This window comes from Arthrobacter sp. AL05 (assembly GCF_029960715.1).
Lineage (GTDB): Bacteria > Actinomycetota > Actinomycetes > Actinomycetales > Micrococcaceae > Arthrobacter.
In genome coordinates this window covers 155,216-173,973 of sequence record NZ_JASBRC010000006.1, presented here as the reverse complement: position 1 = coordinate 173,973, position 18,758 = coordinate 155,216, and the positions used below count along the sequence as shown (strand labels likewise).

General features: G+C 65.9%; 16 protein-coding genes and 1 pseudogene. 11 read left to right on the top strand and 6 right to left on the bottom strand.

Going from position 1 to position 18,758, the window contains the following annotated elements; all coding sequences use genetic code 11:
• Window position 1 precedes the first annotated feature (1 nt).
• The 3 genes from QK287_RS09980 to QK287_RS09970 are packed head-to-tail and all read right to left on the bottom strand — an operon-like array spanning window position 2 to window position 3,836.
• A complete protein-coding gene (locus QK287_RS09980) occupies window positions 2–2,395 on the bottom strand; it encodes an aerobic carbon-monoxide dehydrogenase large subunit (RefSeq protein WP_282359966.1) in 2,394 nt (797 codons plus the stop codon).
• Window positions 2,392–2,952: a (2Fe-2S)-binding protein gene (locus QK287_RS09975; protein WP_282359964.1), complete on the bottom strand. Its 561-nt coding sequence runs from the start codon at window positions 2,950–2,952 to the stop codon at window positions 2,392–2,394. The genes QK287_RS09980 and QK287_RS09975 overlap by 4 nt, the downstream gene beginning before the upstream one ends.
• A gap of 5 nt (window positions 2,953–2,957) precedes the next feature.
• On the bottom strand, window positions 2,958–3,836 hold the full coding sequence (locus QK287_RS09970) for a xanthine dehydrogenase family protein subunit M (protein WP_282359962.1): 879 nt from the start codon (window positions 3,834–3,836) through the stop codon (window positions 2,958–2,960).
• 120 nt (window positions 3,837–3,956) lie between these two features.
• Here QK287_RS09970 and QK287_RS09965 point away from each other — a divergent pair, with 120 nt between their 5' ends.
• Together QK287_RS09965 and QK287_RS09960 are read left to right on the top strand one after the other, a co-directional pair.
• Window positions 3,957–4,937, top strand: a complete 981-nt coding sequence (locus tag QK287_RS09965; RefSeq protein ID WP_226773162.1) for a LysR family transcriptional regulator — start codon at window positions 3,957–3,959, stop codon at window positions 4,935–4,937.
• Between the two features lie 108 nt (window positions 4,938–5,045).
• The gene (locus QK287_RS09960; protein WP_226773161.1) at window positions 5,046–5,363 is read left to right on the top strand and encodes a DUF6457 domain-containing protein; all 318 of its coding nucleotides are present in this window, start codon (window positions 5,046–5,048) and stop codon (window positions 5,361–5,363) included.
• A gap of 160 nt (window positions 5,364–5,523) precedes the next feature.
• Here QK287_RS09960 and QK287_RS09955 read toward each other — a convergent pair whose 3' ends face one another.
• A complete protein-coding gene (locus QK287_RS09955; protein ID WP_282359961.1) occupies window positions 5,524–7,875 on the bottom strand; it encodes an FdhF/YdeP family oxidoreductase in 2,352 nt (783 codons plus the stop codon).
• A gap of 214 nt (window positions 7,876–8,089) precedes the next feature.
• Here QK287_RS09955 and QK287_RS09950 point away from each other — a divergent pair, with 214 nt between their 5' ends.
• Window positions 8,090–8,917, top strand: a complete 828-nt coding sequence (locus QK287_RS09950) for a dienelactone hydrolase family protein (RefSeq protein WP_226773159.1) — start codon at window positions 8,090–8,092, stop codon at window positions 8,915–8,917.
• Entirely contained in the window at window positions 8,914–9,429 is a 516-nt protein-coding gene (locus tag QK287_RS09945) for a TspO/MBR family protein (RefSeq protein WP_282359960.1), read from the top strand. Before QK287_RS09950 ends, QK287_RS09945 begins: the two co-directional genes overlap by 4 nt.
• A gap of 9 nt (window positions 9,430–9,438) precedes the next feature.
• Here the strand turns inward: QK287_RS09945 and QK287_RS09940 are convergent, their stop codons facing one another.
• Window positions 9,439–11,226, bottom strand: a complete 1,788-nt coding sequence (locus QK287_RS09940) for a long-chain-fatty-acid--CoA ligase (RefSeq protein WP_282359959.1) — start codon at window positions 11,224–11,226, stop codon at window positions 9,439–9,441.
• Between the two features lie 216 nt (window positions 11,227–11,442).
• Between QK287_RS09940 and QK287_RS09935 the strand changes: the two genes are divergently transcribed.
• From QK287_RS09935 to QK287_RS09905, 7 genes and pseudogenes are all read left to right on the top strand, one after another.
• A complete protein-coding gene (locus tag QK287_RS09935) occupies window positions 11,443–12,825 on the top strand; it encodes an MBL fold metallo-hydrolase (RefSeq protein ID WP_282359958.1) in 1,383 nt (460 codons plus the stop codon).
• Window positions 12,822–14,135: an erythromycin esterase family protein gene (locus QK287_RS09930; RefSeq protein WP_282359957.1), complete on the top strand. Its 1,314-nt coding sequence runs from the start codon at window positions 12,822–12,824 to the stop codon at window positions 14,133–14,135. The genes QK287_RS09935 and QK287_RS09930 overlap by 4 nt, the downstream gene beginning before the upstream one ends.
• 188 nt (window positions 14,136–14,323) lie before the next feature.
• Window positions 14,324–15,193: a universal stress protein gene (locus QK287_RS09925; RefSeq protein ID WP_226773154.1), complete on the top strand. Its 870-nt coding sequence runs from the start codon at window positions 14,324–14,326 to the stop codon at window positions 15,191–15,193.
• Window positions 15,194–15,244: 51 nt separating this feature from the next.
• Window positions 15,245–15,926: pseudogene (locus QK287_RS09920) on the top strand (hypothetical protein).
• A gap of 202 nt (window positions 15,927–16,128) precedes the next feature.
• Window positions 16,129–17,340: an inorganic phosphate transporter gene (locus tag QK287_RS09915; RefSeq protein ID WP_282359956.1), complete on the top strand. Its 1,212-nt coding sequence runs from the start codon at window positions 16,129–16,131 to the stop codon at window positions 17,338–17,340.
• The gene (locus tag QK287_RS09910; protein ID WP_226773152.1) at window positions 17,340–17,561 is read left to right on the top strand and encodes a hypothetical protein; all 222 of its coding nucleotides are present in this window, start codon (window positions 17,340–17,342) and stop codon (window positions 17,559–17,561) included. The genes QK287_RS09915 and QK287_RS09910 overlap by 1 nt, the downstream gene beginning before the upstream one ends.
• A 43-nt stretch (window positions 17,562–17,604) precedes the next feature.
• A complete protein-coding gene (locus tag QK287_RS09905) occupies window positions 17,605–18,156 on the top strand; it encodes a dihydrofolate reductase family protein (RefSeq protein WP_282359955.1) in 552 nt (183 codons plus the stop codon).
• A 34-nt stretch (window positions 18,157–18,190) separates the two neighbouring features.
• Here QK287_RS09905 and QK287_RS09900 read toward each other — a convergent pair whose 3' ends face one another.
• The gene (locus QK287_RS09900) at window positions 18,191–18,655 is read right to left on the bottom strand and encodes a hotdog fold thioesterase (RefSeq protein WP_226773150.1); all 465 of its coding nucleotides are present in this window, start codon (window positions 18,653–18,655) and stop codon (window positions 18,191–18,193) included.
• Window positions 18,656–18,758: the final 103 nt, after the last annotated feature.

The window sequence follows — 18,758 nt, the reverse complement described above, 5'->3', positions numbered from 1 at the left end:
GTCAGATCGGCGGCCTTGCCCGGCCCTGCATGGCGGCCCAGACCCGGGCCGGTGTGCAGGGCATGTCCATGTGAACCACCCCGTAGGGGGCCAGTGCGTCGACGACGGCATTCACAATCGCCGGCGGTGAGCCGACGGTGGCGGACTCGCCGATGCCTTTCGCCCCAATGGGGTGGTGCGGGGACGGCGTGACCGTGAATCCGGTCTCCCAGTCCGGCACCTCCATCGCGGTGGGGATCAGGTAGTCCATAAACGATCCACCCAGGCAGTTGCCGTCGGCGTCGAACTCGATGATCTCCATCAGGGCCATCCCGACGCCGTCGGTCAGCCCGCCGTGGACCTGGCCCTCGATGATCATCGGGTTGATCCGGGTGCCGCAGTCGTCGACGGCGATGAAGCGACGGACCTTGACGTGCCCGGTGCCCGGATCGATGTCGACCACGCAGATGTAGGCTCCGAACGGGAACGTGAGGTTCGGCGGGTCGTAGGTGACCTCGGCGTCGAGGTTGCCATCAACACCCTCGGGCAACGTCATGGTGCCATGGGCAGCCATGGCGATTTCCGAGATGGTCTTCCCGGCGCTGGGATCTCCTTTGACGAACCAGCGGCCTTTCTCCCATTCGAGGTCCTCGGGCCGGGTCTCCAGCATGGCTGCGGCGATCAGCTTCGCCTTCTCCCGCACCTTGCGGGCGACGAGGGCGACGGCGCCGCCGCTCACCGGCGTCGAGCGGCTCCCGTAGGTGCCGAGGCCGAACGGCGTCTGGTCGGTGTCGCCGTGGACGACGTCGATGTCTTCCGGCGGGATGCCCAGTTCTTCGGCGACGATCTGCGCGAACGTCGTTTCGTGGCCTTGGCCCTGGCTTTGCACCGAGAGGCGGACCACTGCCTTGCCGGTGGGATGGACCCGCAGTTCGGCACCGTCGGCCATGCCGAGGCCCACAATGTCGAAGTGCTTGCGGGGGCCGGCACCAACGGTCTCGGTGAAGAAGGAGATGCCGATCCCCATCAGTTCGCCCCGGGCGCGCTTCTCCTGCTGCTCGCGGCGCAGCTCGTCGTAGCCGGCGAGCTGCATCGAGAGCCGCATCGCGGGCTCGTAGTTGCCGGAGTCGTACACCCAGCCGGTCTTATTGGCGTAAGGGAACTGTTCGGGCTTGATGAAGTTCTTCAGCCGCAGTTCCGCCGGGTCCATTTCCAGTTTGCGGGCCAGGATGTCCACCATCCGCTCGACGAGGTAAACGGCCTCCGTGACGCGGAACGAGCAGGCGTAGGCGACGCCGCCGGGTGCCTTGTTCGTATAGACGCCAGTGACGGAGCAGTACGCGGCTTTCAAGTCATAGCTTCCGGTGAAGATGGAGAAGAAGCCGGCCGGGTTCTTAGTGGGCTGCGCAGTGGCGTTGAACGCACCGTGGTCGGCCAGGACGTTGGTGCGCACCGCGAGGATCTTGCCTTCCTTGGTGGCCGCAATCTCGCCCTGCATGATGTAGTCGCGGGCGAAGGAGGTGGACATCAGGTTCTCGGAGCGGTCCTCCACCCATTTCACCGGGCGGCCGGTGACGATCGAGCCGACGACGGCGAGGATGTAGCCGGGGTAGATGCCGACCTTGTTGCCAAAGCCGCCGCCGATGTCCGGGGACACCACACGGATCTTGTGCTCGGGGATCCCGGCGACGATCGCGAACAGGGTGCGGTGGGCATGCGGGGCCTGCGTGGTTTCGTACAGGGTCAGCTTGCCGTCGACGGCGTCGAAGTCGGCAATCGCGCCGCACGTCTCCATCGGGGCGGGGTGCACGCGCGGGTAGACGATCTCCTGTGAGACAACGACATCGGCGCTCGCGAAGACGGCTTCGGTTTCGGCTTTGTCGCCCATTTCCCAGTCGAAAATGTGGTTGTCCGTCCGGCCCTCGATCTCGTCGCGGATCACGGGGGCGCCGGCGTCGAGGGCCTTCCGGGCGTCGATGACCGGGGGCAGGACGTCGTATTCGACGTCAATCAGCTCGAGCGCGTCGCGGGCTGCGTAGCGGTCCTCGGCCACGACGAAGGCGACTTCCTGGCCCTGGAAGCGGACCTTGTCAGTTACGAGGACTGCCTGGACATCCGCCGAGAGCGTGGGGGCCCACGCGAGCTTGAGGCCAAGCAGGTCCTTGCCGGTAATGACGGCGAGGACCTTGGGGTGGGCGAGGGCATTGGTGGTGTCGATGGAGACCAGCCGGGCGTGCGCGACGGGGGCGCGCAGGATGGCGCCATGCAGCATGCCGGGCAGGACAATGTCGTCCAGGTAGTTGCCTTTGCCCCGCACAAAGCGCGGGTCCTCCTTGCGCTGGATCCGGCCGTAGCCGATCGGGCGGTCCGAGTCACCGGCCGCCGGATTGGACGGCCGTTCGTGGATGACTGTCATGCCTTCACCTCTGCGTCTTCCGTGTGCGCTGCGATGTCCTCAACCACGGTGTCGGTTCCGTCGATGACCTCGTCGACCGTGGCGACGCTGTCGGCGCCCGCCGGGTGGGAGGCTGCCCACTGCACCGACCGGACGATCGTGGCGTAGCCGGTGCACCGGCAGATCTGGCCCGAAATGGCCTTCCTGATCTCGGTGCTGTCCGGGTGCGGGTTCTTGTCCAGCAGGGCACGGGCGGTCAGCATCATGCCGGGAGTGCAGAAGCCGCACTGCAGCCCGTGTTCCTCCATAAAGCCCTGCTGGACAGGGTCAAGGGTTGCGCCGCTGGCGAGCCCTTCGACGGTGCGGATGTCGTGTCCTGCCGCCATCGCCGCGAGGACCGTGCAGGACTTCACCGGCTGGCCGTCCATCAGGACCACGCAGGTGCCGCAGTTGCTGGTGTCGCATCCCCAATGGGTGCCGGTCAGGCCCAGGACCTCGCGGATGTAGTGGACCAGGAGCACACGGGGCTCAATGTCGTTGGTGACTTCGTTGCCGTTGACGGTCATGCTGATTTGCATCCGCTTCAGCCTTCCTGTGTCTGGGCGGCGCGGGCACAGGCCTGCCGCAGTACCCGCCGGGTGAGCTCGTCAGCGAGGTGCCGTTTGTAGTCGATGGGGCCGCGCTGGTCGGCCACCGGGTCGCAGGCTGCCGCGGCGAGCCGTCCGGCCGCCACGAACAGTTCCTCCCGGGGCTGCTGGCCGCGGAGCAGTTCAACGGCCCCGGCGACAGTGTGGTCCAGGCCGAGGGCGGTGAGCCCGACGGCGGCGTCAGTAATAGTGCCATCTGCTGCGAGCGTCACGAACGCGCCGGCGGCGCCGACAGCCCAGTCGCCCACTCGTCGTTCGACCTTTTCGTAGGCGCTGCCCGCGCGGGGGCGGATGGGGAAGCGGAGCTCGCACAGCAGTTCGTCCTGGCCCACCGCCGTCTCATAGGGCCCTCGGTGGAAGTCGGCAATGGCCAGGACGCGCTCGCCGGCGGGTCCCCGGATCACGGCTTCGGCACCCAGCACGTCGCAGACCGTGGACAGGTCCTCGGCCGGATCGGCCTGGCAGAGCGATCCGCCGATGGTTCCTCTGTTGCGCACGACCGGATCGGCGATCACCGCTTCGGCGTCGCGGACGATCGGGAAGAGCGCCGCGATCTCGTCAGATTCCAGCAGGGTCGAGTGGCGCGTCAGGGCGCCGATACGAAGCGTGTCGCCGTCACGAAGGACGAAGTCGAGCTCGTAAAGGTCGTTGATGTCGATCAGCCATTCGGGCCGGGAGAGCCGGAGCTTCATCATCGGCAGGAGGCTGTGCCCCCCGGCGATGACCCGCGACTCCGGCCCGTGGCGGGAGAGGAGCTCCAGGGCGTTGTCCACGGAAGTGGCCCGCACGTAGTCAAAAGGAGCCGGAATCTGCATTGTTCCCACCTCACCCCGGGGCGCTGGCAACGTCGCGCAGCACCGATTTGGGGCAAGTCTTGCCTCACCTGATACGCAGTGTCAATATCGTCATAAGCGAAAGGTTATGACGCTGTGGCCATGACATTAAGCCAGCTCCGCACGTTCGCCCTGGTCGCCCGCCTGGGGTCGCTGCACGCTGCCGCGGAAACCCTCGGAGTCAGTGAACCGGCAGTTTCCGCGGCCCTGGCGGCGCTCCGGCTGGACCTTGGCGACCCGCTCTTTGTGCGTGCCGGAGGGGGCATCGCGCTCACGCCGGGGGGCCGCGCCCTGGCGGACTACGCCCAGGACATAGTCGGCATGGCAGACCAAGCGCGCTGGCAGGTGGCGAACGCCAAGAACGACGCCGGACGGCTGAGGATTGCATCGACCGCTCCCTTTGCCGAACACGCTGCCGGTCGGTTGCTGGATCTCTTCACCCAGCGTGTCCCCGGAGCTGCAGTGGACGTAGTGGTCGAGTCCGCCGACGATCTGGCCTCGCTGCTGCAGGAGCGCGCGTACGACATCGCCCTCGGCGCCCGGCCGAGGTCTCCGGCCGGCACCGTCGGCATCGGAGCGGGAATGGAGTGCGTTGCGTTCCTGCGCTACCAGCGTGTTTTGGTAGCGGCGGCGGTGCATCCGCTGGCCCGGCTGCACGGACCGGTTACGGCGGCCCGGTTGCTGGACCGGCCCTGGTTCGCCGGTCCGGCGGGGATCCAAAACAGCTCGGAGGAGGGCCGTTGGCTGGCCACGCTGGGAGTGGCGCCGGAGATCATCCGGCTCAGCAGCGAGACGGAGGCCCTGGCAGCGGTGCGGGCGGGGGAGGGCATCATGCTGGCGCTCGGCAACAATGTCCGAACCGAACTCCAGGGCGGCTCACTCGCCCGGGTACCCGTCGTCGGGACACCGGTCACCGGACTGTGGTGGGCGAGCACCCTGGACCACCGCCGGACCACCACCATGGCGCAGACGCTGCAGCGCTTCGCCGGAACCGCGGATGCGACTGCTGCGATGACGGCCCCCGGCGGTTCGAGGGGCTTGGAACGCCGGGGACCGAAGTTTCACGTCGCACTGTGGAGCTGAAGCTTCCCCGCCGGGTTTGACTGTCTCGCGTTGCGAAACACCGGGGTCGGTGCTAACCCTAGTGGGGGTAGATAATCACCCACCTACCGCTACGACGAGGAGCCATACATGACTTTGACCCGGGACGAAGACAGCTCACTGCGGCATTGGAGTGCCCGCCTGATTCAGGCGCTGCAGATTCTTGACCTGGAAGTAGACCACGAGAAAATCGTTCAAGTCGCAGACGAGTCACTCAAAGCCGTGGGGCCGCACGCCGATGCCGTCAGCGCATTCATCGTCGGATTCGCCGCGGGAACCGCTTCGACCGAGGGCCGCAAGGGGACCGATGAGGCCGTCCACGCCGCCGCCAACAAGGTTCTTGAGCTCTGTGAGCATGGCGAGTCGGGCGGACCCGACGAAGAGGGCTGGGCGAAGCGGGCACAATAGCCGCAGCAGCCGGCAAGCCAACACGGGAGCGGCTGCAAACCCCGTGGGAGCTGCGGGCAAACCCGCGGGACATGCCCACCCCTGGTTCCGGAGACTGGACATTGTTCCATGATGTCCAGTGGGCCCGGTCAGGGCTGGGCATGTCCCGCGGGAAAGCCTTCTACCGCAGCTGCGCCGCGCCGGATGCCAGCGAGCTCGAACTGTTCGCTGCCTGGTCCGGGCTGGGCTCAAGCTTGACGATCACGGCCTTGGACACTGGCGTGTTGCTGCCGTCGGCCGTATGGTCCAGGGGCACCAGCACATTGGCCTCCGGGTAGTAGGCAGCGGCGCAGCCCCGTGCGGTCGGGTAGGACACCACACGGAACTTCCGGATGACACGCTCCACGCCGTCCCGGTACTCGCCCCGGATGTCAACCAACATTCCGTCGGCAAGGCCCAGCTCCACGATGTCATCCGGGTTCACGAAGACCACATCGCGGCCCTTCTTGATACCCCGGTAGCGGTCATTGTGCCCGTAGATGGTGGTGTTGAACTGGTCATGGGAGCGCATGGTCTGCAGGATCAGGGTTCCCTCCGGCTTCTGCACGTGCTCCAGATCGTTGACAGTCAGCACAGCTTTGCCGGTCGGGGTGGGGAACGTCCGGGAATCCCGCGGTCCGTTCTCGAGAATGAAGCCACCTTCCTGCCTGATCCGGGTGTTGTAGTCCTCGCAACCGCCCACGACCCGCGAAATGTGGTCACGGACCAGGTCGTAGTTCTTCTCGAAGCCGTCCCAGTCGGCCTTGATCCGGTCCCCAACCAGCGCTTTGCCGAGCCGGCTGACAATCGCCGTCTCGGACAGCAAGTGGTGCGAGACCGGTTCAACGCTTCCCCAGGAAGGGTGCACGGCGCAGACGGTATCCTCCACGGAGACGAACTGCGGTCCGGACTCCTGGATGTCAATCTCCGTCCGGCCCATCGTGGGCAGGATCAGGGCCTCCGCGCCTGTCACAGCGTGGGAGCGGTTGAGTTTCGTGGATACCTGCACGGAAAGCTCAGTTCCCGCCATGGCCGCTTCGGTGGCGTTGGTGTCTGCCATGGCGCCTACAAAGTTTCCGCCGAGAGCCATAAAGAACCTGATCCCCCCATCGCGCATTTTGTTGATGGTTTCCACGGCGTCCACACCGTGTTCCCGGGGCGGTTCGAAGCCGAACTCATCGCCGAGGGCGTCCATAAAGGACTGCGGCATCTGCTCCCAGATACCCATGGTGCGGTCGCCCTGGACGTTGCTGTGCCCCCGGATAGGGGAGGCTCCGGCGCCGGGCTTGCCCATGTTTCCACGCAACAGCAGCAGGTTGATGATCTCCTTAATGGTTGCCACGCCCTTCTTCTGCTGCGTGATGCCCATGGCCCAGGTGATAATGACTTTCTCGGCTTTCAGGTAGCGCGACGCCAGTTCGTCAATTTCTTCGGTTCGCAGGCCGGTCGCAGCCAGGACCGCTTCCTCGTCTAGGTAGCTGAGGTGTTCCTTGAGCTCATCGAGTCCTTCGCAGTGCGCGGCCAGGAACTCGTGGTCCAGCACGGTGCCGGGGTTTTGTGCCTCAGCGTCGAGCACACGTTTGGAGATTGCCTGCAGCAGTGCCATGTCACCGCCGATGCGGATGTGCAGGAACTGGTCAGCGATTTCCGTGCCGCGGCCAACGATGCCTTTGACCTTCTGCGGGTTCTTGTAGCGGCGCAGCCCGGCCTCCGGCAGGGGATTGACAGCAACGATTTCGCCGCCGTTTTCCTTGCATGCTTCCAGCTCGGTAAGCATCCGCGGGTGATTGGTGCCCGGGTTCTGGCCCATGATGATGATCAGGTCGGCATTGGCGTAGTCGTCGAAACTCACGGTTGCCTTGCCAATGCCGATGGTCTGGCCCATGGCCCAGCCCGAGGACTCGTGGCACATGTTGGAACAGTCCGGCAGGTTGTTCGTGCCATAGCCGCGGACCATCAACTGGTAGAGGAAGGCGGCTTCATTGGACGTGCGGCCGCTGGTGTAAAACGCTGCCTCGTCGGGTGAGTCCAGGCCCTTGAGCTTGTCCGCGACGATCCGGATCGCCTCCGGCCAGCTCACCGGCTTGTAGTGGTCCTCGCCGGCCGGTTTGTGGACGGGCTCGGTAAGCCGGCCCTGCATTCCCAGCCAGTATTCGGAGCGGGTCCGCAGTTCGCTGACGGAATGCTCCGCCCAGAACTCACTGCCAATGACCACCGGAGTCGCCTCCCAGGTGACAGCCTTTGCGCCGTTTTCACAAAACTCGAAGGTCTTGCGGTGCTTCGGGTCCGGCCACGCGCAGCTCGGGCAGTCGAAACCCTTCTTCTGATTCATCGCCAGAACGGTCTTGCGCGTCCGGTTCACACCCATGTGCTCGATGGCAGGCACCATGGAGTGCATCACTCCGGGGATGCCGGCGGCCCAGTCCTTTGGACCGTCTCCGACCACGAGGTCCTTGTCGTCGTATTCCTCGACCTGGGGGTTCTTGCTGGTCACGTGAACTTCCCTTCTGCAACCACCGCCTGTTTAGGCTGCGCTTCACTGATACCAAGCAGACTACCTTTTTGTCCTGAGACGGGCCTAGTAGTTGGCCCGGAGCGCCGGAAGGAATTCACCGTCGACGGCGGCGCCGCGGTTACGTAGCATGTGCGGTAGGCGGTGCGGCCAAAGTGAATCAGGGAGAGCCGGCCCGAATCCGAAAGGGTCTTAGATGCCGGAGCAAAAGGTAACGCTGGCGGGCTTCACCGAGTCGACCTTCAGCCACGGCGGCATCCACCACCAGGTGTTCCGGGCGGGAGCGGGCCCGGCGGTGGTCCTGATCCACGAGGTCCCCGGGATCCACCCGGGCGTGTTGGACCTGGCGCGCAGGCTGATCGAGAGCGGATTCACGGTCTATCTTCCTTCCATGTTTGGGCGTCCCGGCGGAAAAGCGGGTGAGGGAATTGTGAAGTCAATAGCGAAAGTATGCGTCTCGCGCGAATTCGCCGTCCTGGCGAACCGGAGCAGTCCCGCCACAGGTTGGCTGTGCGCCCTTGCCGCTACCGCCCATCAGGAGTGCGGGGGTCCCGGCGTCGGGGCGATCGGCATGTGCATGACCGGAAGCTTCGCGCTGGCCATGGCCCTGGAACCCGCAGTCCTCGCCCCTGTTATGAGCCAGCCAGCGCTGCCCGCGGGCCTGACGGCACGGCGGCGGGCCGCTGTAGGTTTGGACGACGTCGAACTGGACCGGGTGAAGGACCGGACCAGCCAGGGGCTGCGGCTCCTCGGATTGCGGTTCAGCAACGACCGGGCGTGCCCGGCAGAGCGATTCGAAACCATGCGGCGCGAATTCGGCGGGAGCTTCGAAGGGATAGAAATCGATTCCTCGCCGGGCAACCCGCTCGGAATCGCCCAGTCCGCACATTGTGTGCTGACCGTGGACCTGGTGGACACCCCGGGCCACCCGACCAGGGCGGCCCTTGACCGGACCATCGAATTCATCAGCGAGCGCCTGCTCCCGGGCCGTGCCGGTATTACAACACCCAATGAGGGGCCATGAAACTGCGCACAGCCGTGTGGACCGCAGCAGCGACCGCCGCCACGGCAGCGGCCGGGGGCCTAGCCACCGATCCGGACAGCCGCTGGTACCGGGGGCTGCGGAAACCGGGCTGGCAGCCGCCGGTTATAGCCTTTCCAGTGGTCTGGACTGCCCTCTATGCGGATCTCGCGGTCAGTTCCGCCGCCGCCCTGGACAGCGGCGAGGCGGAGGATCCGCCAGACGGCAGCATCGCAGCGGCGGAGATCCGTGCCTACCGGGGCGCCCTGGCAGTCAACTTGGTTCTTAACGCGACATGGAGTTGGCTTTTCTGGCGTGCCCGCCGGCCGTGGCTGGCAGCGGCGGAATGCGCTGTGCTGACCGCAAGCAGCGCCGATCTGGTGCGTCGTACATATCAATTGAACCGCGGTGCAGGCGTGGCCCTGGCCCCCTACGCGTTGTGGTGTGGGTTCGCCGCCGTCCTGTCGGCGGCTATCGCGCGTCTCAATCCTGGTGCGGCCGGCGGCCGGCAGTAATCCTTCGCCTCAGCGCACTGCCGCGAGGGTGTCCCGGATCTCGCGGCGCAGGACCTTGCCGATCAGCGAGCGGGGGAGCGTCTCAAGGACCACCACCCGGCGGGGTACCTTGTAGGCGGTCAGGTGTTTCCGGGCAAAGACCAGGAGCGAGTCGGTGTTAATGCTGGTGCCGGCGGCCGGCACGACTGCGGCGACCACGTCCTCGCCGCCGCCGGCGCGGGGCAGCCCGACGACGCAGACTTCGGCAACCCCCGGGAACGTGGCCATGACGTCTTCAACTTCGCTGGGCGAGACATTAAAGCCCCCGGTGATGATGAGTTCCTTGATCCGGTCACGAATGGTCACGAAGTAGTCCTCGTCCACGGAGACGATGTCTCCGGTACGGAACCAACCGCCGTCGAGCAGGGCCTCCTCGGTCTCCACCGGCCGGTTCCAATAGCCGGCGAATACCTGCGGACCGCGGATCAGCAGTTCACCCTCCTCGCCCGCCGCACGGTCCAGCGCGACGTTCCTGGGATCCACCACCCGAATGTCGGTCAACGGGAAGGGTACCCCGACGGTGCCCGGCTTTCGGCTGGCGCCGAAAGGGTTGCCAATCGCGATCGGAGACGTTTCGGTGAGTCCGTAGCCCTCGATCAGGTAGCCGCCGGTCGCTTTTTCCCAGGTCTCCACGGTCGCCGTAGGCAGGTTCATCGCGCCGGAGATGGCAAAGCGGATGCTTCCCAGCCCAACGCCGCGTTCCGCCGCGGCCGCAGCGATCCGGTCGTAGATCGGCGGCACGGCCGGCAGGAAAGTCGCAGGGGACTTCTTGAGCGCCTTGAACACCAGATCGACGTCGAATTTAGGGAACAGGACCAGTTTCGCGCCGATACTCAAGGCAAACGTCATGCAGAGCGTCAGCCCGTAGGCATGGAACATCGGCAGCACCGCGTACACGGTCTCCCGGCCGTCCTTGAGCCCGGGCACCCAGGCCCTGCCCTGGGCGGCATTGGCTTGCAGATTGGCGTGGCTGAGCATGGCCGCTTTGGGCAACCCCGTGGTGCCGGAGGTGTACTGAAGGACTGCGACGTCCCGGGGTGCGGGGCGCGGATGATTCTTTTTGAGTCTGCCGGCGTCGAGGAGGTCCCGCCACGGCAGTACCGTTCGCGGGGCGGCTACGGGCCGGGCCTTCGGCTGCTTGCTGCCCACGGAGAGGGCAGCGCGGGCCTTACGGGCCGCCGGAACCGGAAGCCGCAGCGCCAGCCGCTGCAGCAGCGGCATCGCCGGAATGAGGTCCACCGAGACGATGCTGCGCAGCCCAACGTCGGCCGGCAACTGGCGGACCCGTTCCACCGCTTTATCCCAAACAATTGCGACGACGGCCCCGTGATCCTCGAACTGGTGGCGCAGCTCCCGGTCCGTGTACAGCGGATTGTGCTCGACCACAACGGCGCCCAGGCGCAGCACGGCATGGAAGGCAATGATGTGCTGCGGGCAGTTTGGCAGCACGAGGGCGACCCGGTCGCCGGCCTTGACGCCGAGCTTCTCCAGACCGGCGGCGGCCCGGCTGATCAGCGTGCCGAGCTCGCGGTAGCTGGTGCGGGCGCCGAAAAACTCCAGCGCGGTCTTCGACCCATAACGCCGCACCGACTTGTCCAGGAGGTCGACGAGCGAGCCTTTCGGGAGCGCCAGGCGGGACGGTACGCCCGGCCCGTACGCGCGGGTCCAGGGGCGTTCGCTCCACGGCTGCCCATGTTCCCGGGCAGTATCCGCCGAAGCTGGGCCGGTGGACGAGCTCGACGTCGATGTCTTTTTCATGATCAGTCCTTGCCACTGCAATCCACAGGTGTTCGCGCGCCAGGAGGCCCGCCCAAAAAATCCTACCGGTGCCTGCGCGGTGCGGCTGCCGCGCCCGTGACTTTTGGCCCTATGGCCGGCCGCGGTGCGGGCGGAAGCTGAGGCTACATCGCTTGCGCGGGTCAGCGCCGCCCCGTCGTGTTGATGCCGGTCATTCCAGGCGGGAACGGGAACACCATGACGCACCAGCAGCCAACCCTCCGCTTCCTCGGAGCCACGGATACCGTCACAGGTTCCCGCTACCTGCTGGAAGCCGGCGGTAAACGGGTCCTGGTGGACTGCGGACTCTTCCAGGGCTACAAACGCAGCCGAGAACGCAACCGGACACCGTTTCCGGTCCCGCCGGAATCAATCGACGCCGTCGTCCTGACCCATGCGCATCTGGACCACACCGGTTACGTTCCCGTCCTGGTGCGCAATGGATTCGCCGGTCCGGTGATCGCCACTGAGGGCACCACCGACCTGTGCAAGCTGCTCCTTCCCGACAGCGGCTACCTGCAGGAGGAGGAAGCCCGGTACGCCACCCACAGGGGATCGGCCGGGCACAACCCGGCGCTGCCGCTCTACACCGCAGCTGACGCCGTCGCTTCGCTCAACAGTTTCACTGTCCGTGCTTTTGACGATCCACTGGACCTCGGCGGCGGGATGGTGCTGACGCTCCTGCCGGCGGGCCATATCCTCGGCGCCGCGCAGGTCCACGTGCGGATGGGCTCCCGGTCGGTGCACTTCACCGGGGACCTGGGACGGTCTGATGACCCGCTGATGTTCCCGCCACGGCCCCTGCCAGCGACCGACGTACTGGTCACTGAATCGACCTACGGGAACCGGAAGCACTCCACCGTGGCTCCGGAGAAGCAACTGGCGGACATTATTAACCGGGTCGCGAAGCGCGGCGGCGTGGTGCTGGTCGCGGCGTTCGCCGTCGGCCGGGCCGAGACGTTGATGCTGCACCTGTCCCGGCTCCGCAGCAAGAACCTGATCCCGGACATCCCCGTGTACCTGAACAGCCCAATGGCGATCGATGCCTCCGGGATGTATCAGCGCCACCCCGAAGAGCACCGGCTTGGCGAGCAGGAATACCGGAACATGTACAAAATCGCCCGGCTCACCCGCTCCGTTGATGAATCCAAGCTGCTGAACCTCCGCGGCGGCCCCATGATCATCATCTCCGCCAGCGGAATGCTCACCGGCGGAAGGATCCTGCACCATCTCGCCGCCTACGGGCCGGATCCGAAGAACGCTGTGATCCTCAGCGGATACCAGGCCGGCGGCACCCGTGGCGCCGCCCTCGCGGCCGGCGGGCGCGAGCTCCGCGTTTATGGTGAGGACATCGTGGTCCGCGCTGAAGTGATCCAAATGGAAAGCCTCTCTGCGCACGCGGACGCCGACGGCATCATCGCGTGGATGAAGGCCGCCGAAACAGCACCACGGATGACTTACATCACCCACGGAGAGCCGGACGCCTCCGATGCCCTGCGCCTGCGGATCAAGCGTGAACTCGGCTGGCGGGCCCGGGTTCCCGAGCACCTCGAAACGATCTCCGTTGAGGAGCCCTGGTGAGCTCGGGCACCGCGAAATCCGCGGTATTGGCCGAAATACACTCGCTGGCCCGGCCCTTGACGACCGACCGGGACCTCAACGGGCTCGTCCGGCGGGCCGGGGACTGCCGGTTCGTCGCGATTGGCGAAGCGTCCCACGGAACACACGAGTTCTATACCTGGCGCGACACCCTCAGCAGGCGCCTGATCGAAGAGGAGGGCTATAACTGGATCGGTGTCGAGGGGGATTGGCCCGATTGCTGGCGGATCAACCGCTGGGTGCGCGGCGAGACCGGGCAGGACCAGGGGGTCCATGCCCTGCTCGCGGGATTTGGACGCTGGCCCACCTGGCTGTGGGCGAACGAGGAAGTTGCGGCCTTCCTGGACTGGCTCCGAAGCTGGAATATCCGCCGTCCGATGAGCCGGCGGGTCGGTTTCTACGGGCTCGACGTGTACTCGCTCTGGGATTCGCTCCGAGAAATCATCAGTTGGCTTCGGGACAACGAGCCCGGCGCGGTACCCGCGGCCCTGCGAGCCTGGCAGTGCTTCGTGCCCCACCACGAAGACCCGCAAAGGTACGCCTGGAGCACGAGGCTGGTCCCGCAGTCCTGCGAGGCTGACGTCATCGCCCTCCTCACCGAGGTCAGAAGCAGGGTGTCCGGCCCGGGCGGGCACGACGAAGGAGCGTTCGACGCGGTGCAGAACGCCGAGGTGGCAGCCAACGCCGAGCACTATTACCGGATCATGGTCCGCGGTGACCGCCAGTCCTGGAACATCCGGGACCACCACATGGCCGATACCATCGACCGGCTCAGCAAACACCTGGGTGCCGACTCGAAGGGACTCATTTGGGCGCACAACACCCATGTGGGGGATGCCCGGGCTACGGATATGACGCAGGACGGGCTGGTGAACGTGGGGCAATTGCTGCGCGAACGGCACGCCGCCGAGGGCGTGCTGCTGGTGGGCCTCGCCTGCCACCGGGGCGGGGTAATCGCGGCGGACGCCTGGGGCAGCCACGAGCGGGTCCTGCCGGTTCCGGCCGCGCGCCCGGGCAGCCACGAGGATTTCCTGCACGAGGCACTGGGGGCGGCAGCGGTGCTGGAGTTCAATGCCGACAGGAACGGGCCTTGGCTCTCGAGCTGGCTTGGCCACCGGGCGATAGGTGTCCTCTACCACCCTGAGCGGGAGCTGGGGAATTACGTTCCGACCCGGATGGGTGAGCGCTACGACGCGCTGGTCTGGTTCGAGCACACCCGCCCGCTGCGACCGATTCACCATGAGGCTCCGCCGCGGGAACCGGAATTTGCAACTGAGCCGACCGGCTTCTAGTCCGGGCCCGTTTCACGTCCGGGCCCGTTTCACGTCCCGGCGCGGATGAGGCACCGGTGCGCGGGGCTTAAGCCCCTAACCGGCGGAGCAGCCCCGGCGGAGAATAAGGTGTCGGCGGACTCCCGGTACTGCCGCCCGGATCACGCGAAGCAGGACAGACCCCGCTACGGAAAAGAGCACGATTCAGAATGAAAAAGCCAATCGTCGTCGGTATCAACGGATCAGCCGGAAGCAAGGCCGCGCTGGCATGGGCCCTCGAACGCGCGGCCCGCGACAAGCTTCCCGTCACGGTGATCCACGCCGTGGATGACCGCTGGATGACCCCGGATTTCCAGTACCACGAACTCATCAGGCAGGCCGGCACGGAACTGCTCCAGGAGGCGAAGGCCAGCGCCAGCGGACAGGCCCCCAGTGTCAAGGTCGACGTCGAACTCGGTCACGGCAGCGGCAGCTCGGTGCTGCGGGACGCCGCCAAGGAAGCATCGTTGGTGGTCGTGGGCGAGCACGACAAACACTGGTTGGACGGCGGCCCCATGTCGGATCGTGCCCTGCAGATCGTCTCCGCCTCCGAAGCTTCCGCAGCTGTCATTCCGCTCAAGGCCGGCGCGGGGAACCACGGCGTTGTGGTGGGAGTGGACGGTTCCGAAGAATCCCTCCAGGCCGTGAACTTCGCGGCCGCGGAGGCAGACCGCGGCAGTGACGAGTTGACAGTCGTCTTCGCCTTCCGCAGGCCGGCGCGCTGGATCGAAACCCAGCTGCCGGAGAGCGGGCTCGCGGAATCCATCCTTGAGGAGGACCGGGTCGTCCTGGCGGAATCCGTCGCAGGGCTGGGCGATAAGTATCCGGACCTGATTGTCCACCAGCGCCTGGAGACCGACACCGAACCCGCCAAAGCCCTGGTCGAAGCCGCCAGGGACGCACGGCTCCTCGTGGTTGGCAGCCGCGGCCACGGGGGCTTTTCCCGGATGCTGCTCGGCTCCACAGCCCACGCCGTCCTCCTCAGCTTGCCGTGCCCGACCATCGTTACCCGGGTCCACAAGGTTAAGCACAAGGACTGAGCGGCGCAGCGGACCTTTTAGCCTGCCCGCGCCGGGTGGGAGGAACCTCTGGTGCAGCCCGTCCTGGATTTTATTGGCCACTATTGGTGGCTGGTCTTCCCGCTCAGCGGAGTGTTCGGCGGTTGGGCACGTTCCTGGTCCCAAGCCAGTGAACGCCGGCACAAGCGGCGGGTTGAGCTCTATACGCTTCGCAACCAGGCCGCGGAGGCGGAGCAGGCCAGCCGGTCCGAGGCCTGGAACCTGGTGGAAAGCCACAACGCCGTCAACCGGCGGTGGCTCGACTATGAACTCGACGTGGGCAAGCTCATCGACTTTCCGGCCATGACCGACGTCCGCGAACCGCTAACGGTAGCGTTCCTGCGCGCCAAACGGACGGCCGACGCCATGCGACCCGAAGCCCCGGAGGACATCACAACGCTGTCGCGGTTAGCTGAGTACCGCGAAGCCGTGCACGGCTTCGCCCTCGCCTTCGACGTCGCCGAGCATGAGGCCCTGCGGATCAAGGACAGCAACTTCACCGGACCCGAGCGGCAGCGCCTCGCGACGGCCCGGAAGCTGCTGCGGATCGCGTCGGATGCTGCTGCCACACCGGCGGAACGGCAAACCGCGTACCGGCGCGCGCCGCGAACTGGACGGACTGATTGCGCTGCCTGACGTAACGGTTGCTGCGCTTGAGCAGAAGGCCGCCGCGATGATCGACGCCGCGCCGGCACCCGATCTCCAGCAGAACTGAGGAAAGGCGCTTGCGCCCCGCCCACTGACCCGGCCAGGGCGGCGCCGGGGCCAGTTTTTGGCCCTGCTACCCTTGCCCTTTACCCTTTAACGCGTCAAGCGATTTTGCTGAACCCCGCACGCCTATCCGGTGAATTCCGGATGAATGATGCGGCGCCGGCGGATGAAACTGCTGACCGACTACTCTGCAGATTGGGCAATAGGTGCAAATCACCATCATGGTGGCGCTGGTGATATCGCTGGCACTTTTTTTTGACTTCACCAACGGATTTCATGACACCGCCAACGCGATGGCCACCCCCATTGCCACCGGCGCCATCAAACCCAAAACGGCGGTCGCCCTCGCGGCGGTCCTGAACCTGGTGGGAGCATTCCTGTCCACGGAAGTGGCCAGGACCGTGTCAGGCGGAATTATCAAGGAAGGTGCCGACGGCATCCAGATCACACCGGAGATCATCTTCGCCGGCCTGATGGGCGCCATCCTCTGGAACATGATCACCTGGCTCAAAGGCCTGCCGTCGAGTTCCTCGCACGCATTATTTGGCGGTCTGATCGGTGCGGCCATCGCCGGGATCGGGATCCATTCGGTTAACTTCTCGTCCCTGACACAGAAGGTGATCCTGCCCGCCATCTTTGCGCCGATCATCGCCGGCGGTGTTGCGTACCTGTGCACCAAGCTTGCGTATGCGCTGACCTCCCGGCACGATCCGGATACCGGCAGCAAGCTCACCCAGAAGCGCGGCGGATTCCGGACCGGCCAGATTTTCACCTCCAGCCTCGTTGCCCTTGCCCACGGGACCAACGACGCACAAAAGACGATGGGCATCATCACGCTGGTGCTGATTGCTGCGGGCAGCCAGCAGCCGGGCTCCGGACCTCAACTCTGGGTCATCGCCGCCTGCGCCCTCGCCATCGCGCTTGGTACCTACTCCGGTGGCTGGCGCATCATCCGCACGATGGGATCCGGGCTTACCGACGTCAAGCCGGCACAGGGCTTTGCCGCCGAAAGCAGCACGGCTTCCGCCATCCTGGCCTCCTCCCATCTGGGGTTTGCACTGTCCACCACGCAGGTAGCGTCCGGCTCCGTAATCGGTTCAGGCTTGGGCCGGCGCGGGACCACCGTACGATGGGGCACCGCTGGGCGGATTGCGCTGGGTTGGCTCTTCACCCTTCCGGCTGCGGGGTTGATGGGGGCGCTCACGGCACTGCTGGTGAATACCGGCGTCGGCGGCGTGGTGATTGCCGCCGTGGCCGGCACTGCGGCCGTGACCTACATGTTTGTGCACTCGAACAAGTCGCGGGTCGGACACCACAATGCCGTAGAAGTTGAGGAAGCCGGCACGGCCGTGCACTTCCGCAAGAAAAAGGCACGCGCCGCCGCCGGCACCAACAACAACCCGAAGGGCGAGCTCTGATGAAGTGGCTGGAACTGGTTCAAGTCGCCGGCGCAACGCTAGTCGCTGCGCTGACCGTTGTGGTCCTTTACTCCTTGGGAGTCCGCCTCACGGCCATCGCCGGCGACGTCGATGAGCGGAAACCGGCATGGGTCCGGCCGCTCGCGTACGTCTGCTTCGGTCTTTGCGGGCTGGCCGTCTTGTTCGGGTTGTACCTGATCATTCCCTACTTCAGCAAATAACCGGCAGGTGGGCGTCCGGGGCGGGTCCGGCTACGCTGGGGCCATGCCTGGATTCCAGTATTTTGTTGCGTCCTCGCTGGACGGATTCATCGCCACCGCCGACGACGAACTGGACTGGCTGCTCCAGTTCGACGGCTTCGCCGGGGGCAAGGAAAGCTATGAAGCCTTTATGGCGGAGGTGGGCTGCATCGTGATGGGCGGTGAGACCTACGCCTGGCTAAGGAAGAACGAACCCGGCCGCTGGCCCTACCCAACGACGGCGTGCTGGGTCTTCACACGCCACGAACTCTCCGCCCCGCCCGGTGCGAACGTGACGTTTGTCCGCGGTCCCGTGGCCGAGTTCGTTGCTGATCTCGAGGCCGAAGCGGGAGACCGGAATGTCTGGATCGTCGGGGGCGGCGTACTCGCAGCCCAATTCGCGGATGCCGGCGCGCTGGACGAGATCATTATTTCGATAATTCCCGTTGTCCTCGGCAGCGGCAAGCCGGTGCTGCCGATGTCGGGGCCGACGGCACCGATGGAGCTGCTTTACGCGCACACCATGGGCCGGGGCATCATGGAACTGCGCTACCGTTTCGGGCGCGCCCAGGCATAGAACCGCTGCGGCGAGGCGCCGGGCTGCGGGGCTGCTACTCGGCGATGTCGCGGATCAGGTTGGTGATGCGCGCGGTCGAGAGCCTGCGGCCCTGCTCGTCCGTCATCACGATCTCGTGCGTGGTCAGGGTGCGGCCAAGGTGGATGGCAGTGCACGTGCCGGTCACCGTGCCCGCGGTGATTGCCCGGTGATGCGTGGCGCTGACGTCGATTCCCAGCGCCTGCCGCTGCGGCCCGGCATGCATTCCGGCAGCAAAGGAACCAAGCGTCTCGGCAAGCACCACGTGGGCACCGCCGTGCAGGATGCCGGCGACCTGGGTGTTGCCTTCCACCGGCATGGTGCCAACAGTGCGCTCGGGACTCATCTCCACGAAATGGATGCCCATCTTCACCACCAGGGCGCCCACACCGTAGTGCCCCAGCCAATCGTGCATTTCCTCGGGAATCCCGGCTGCCGCCAGCTCGGCCGTGTACGGGCCCGGCGTGAAATTGTCCGTCATGGGAACTAGGCTGGCACCTGTGAGCGAAACTACCAAACCGGCCCTTGCCCCCTCTGCCGCGGATACCCTTCCGGCAACGGAGACCGAATCAGCGATTGCGGCC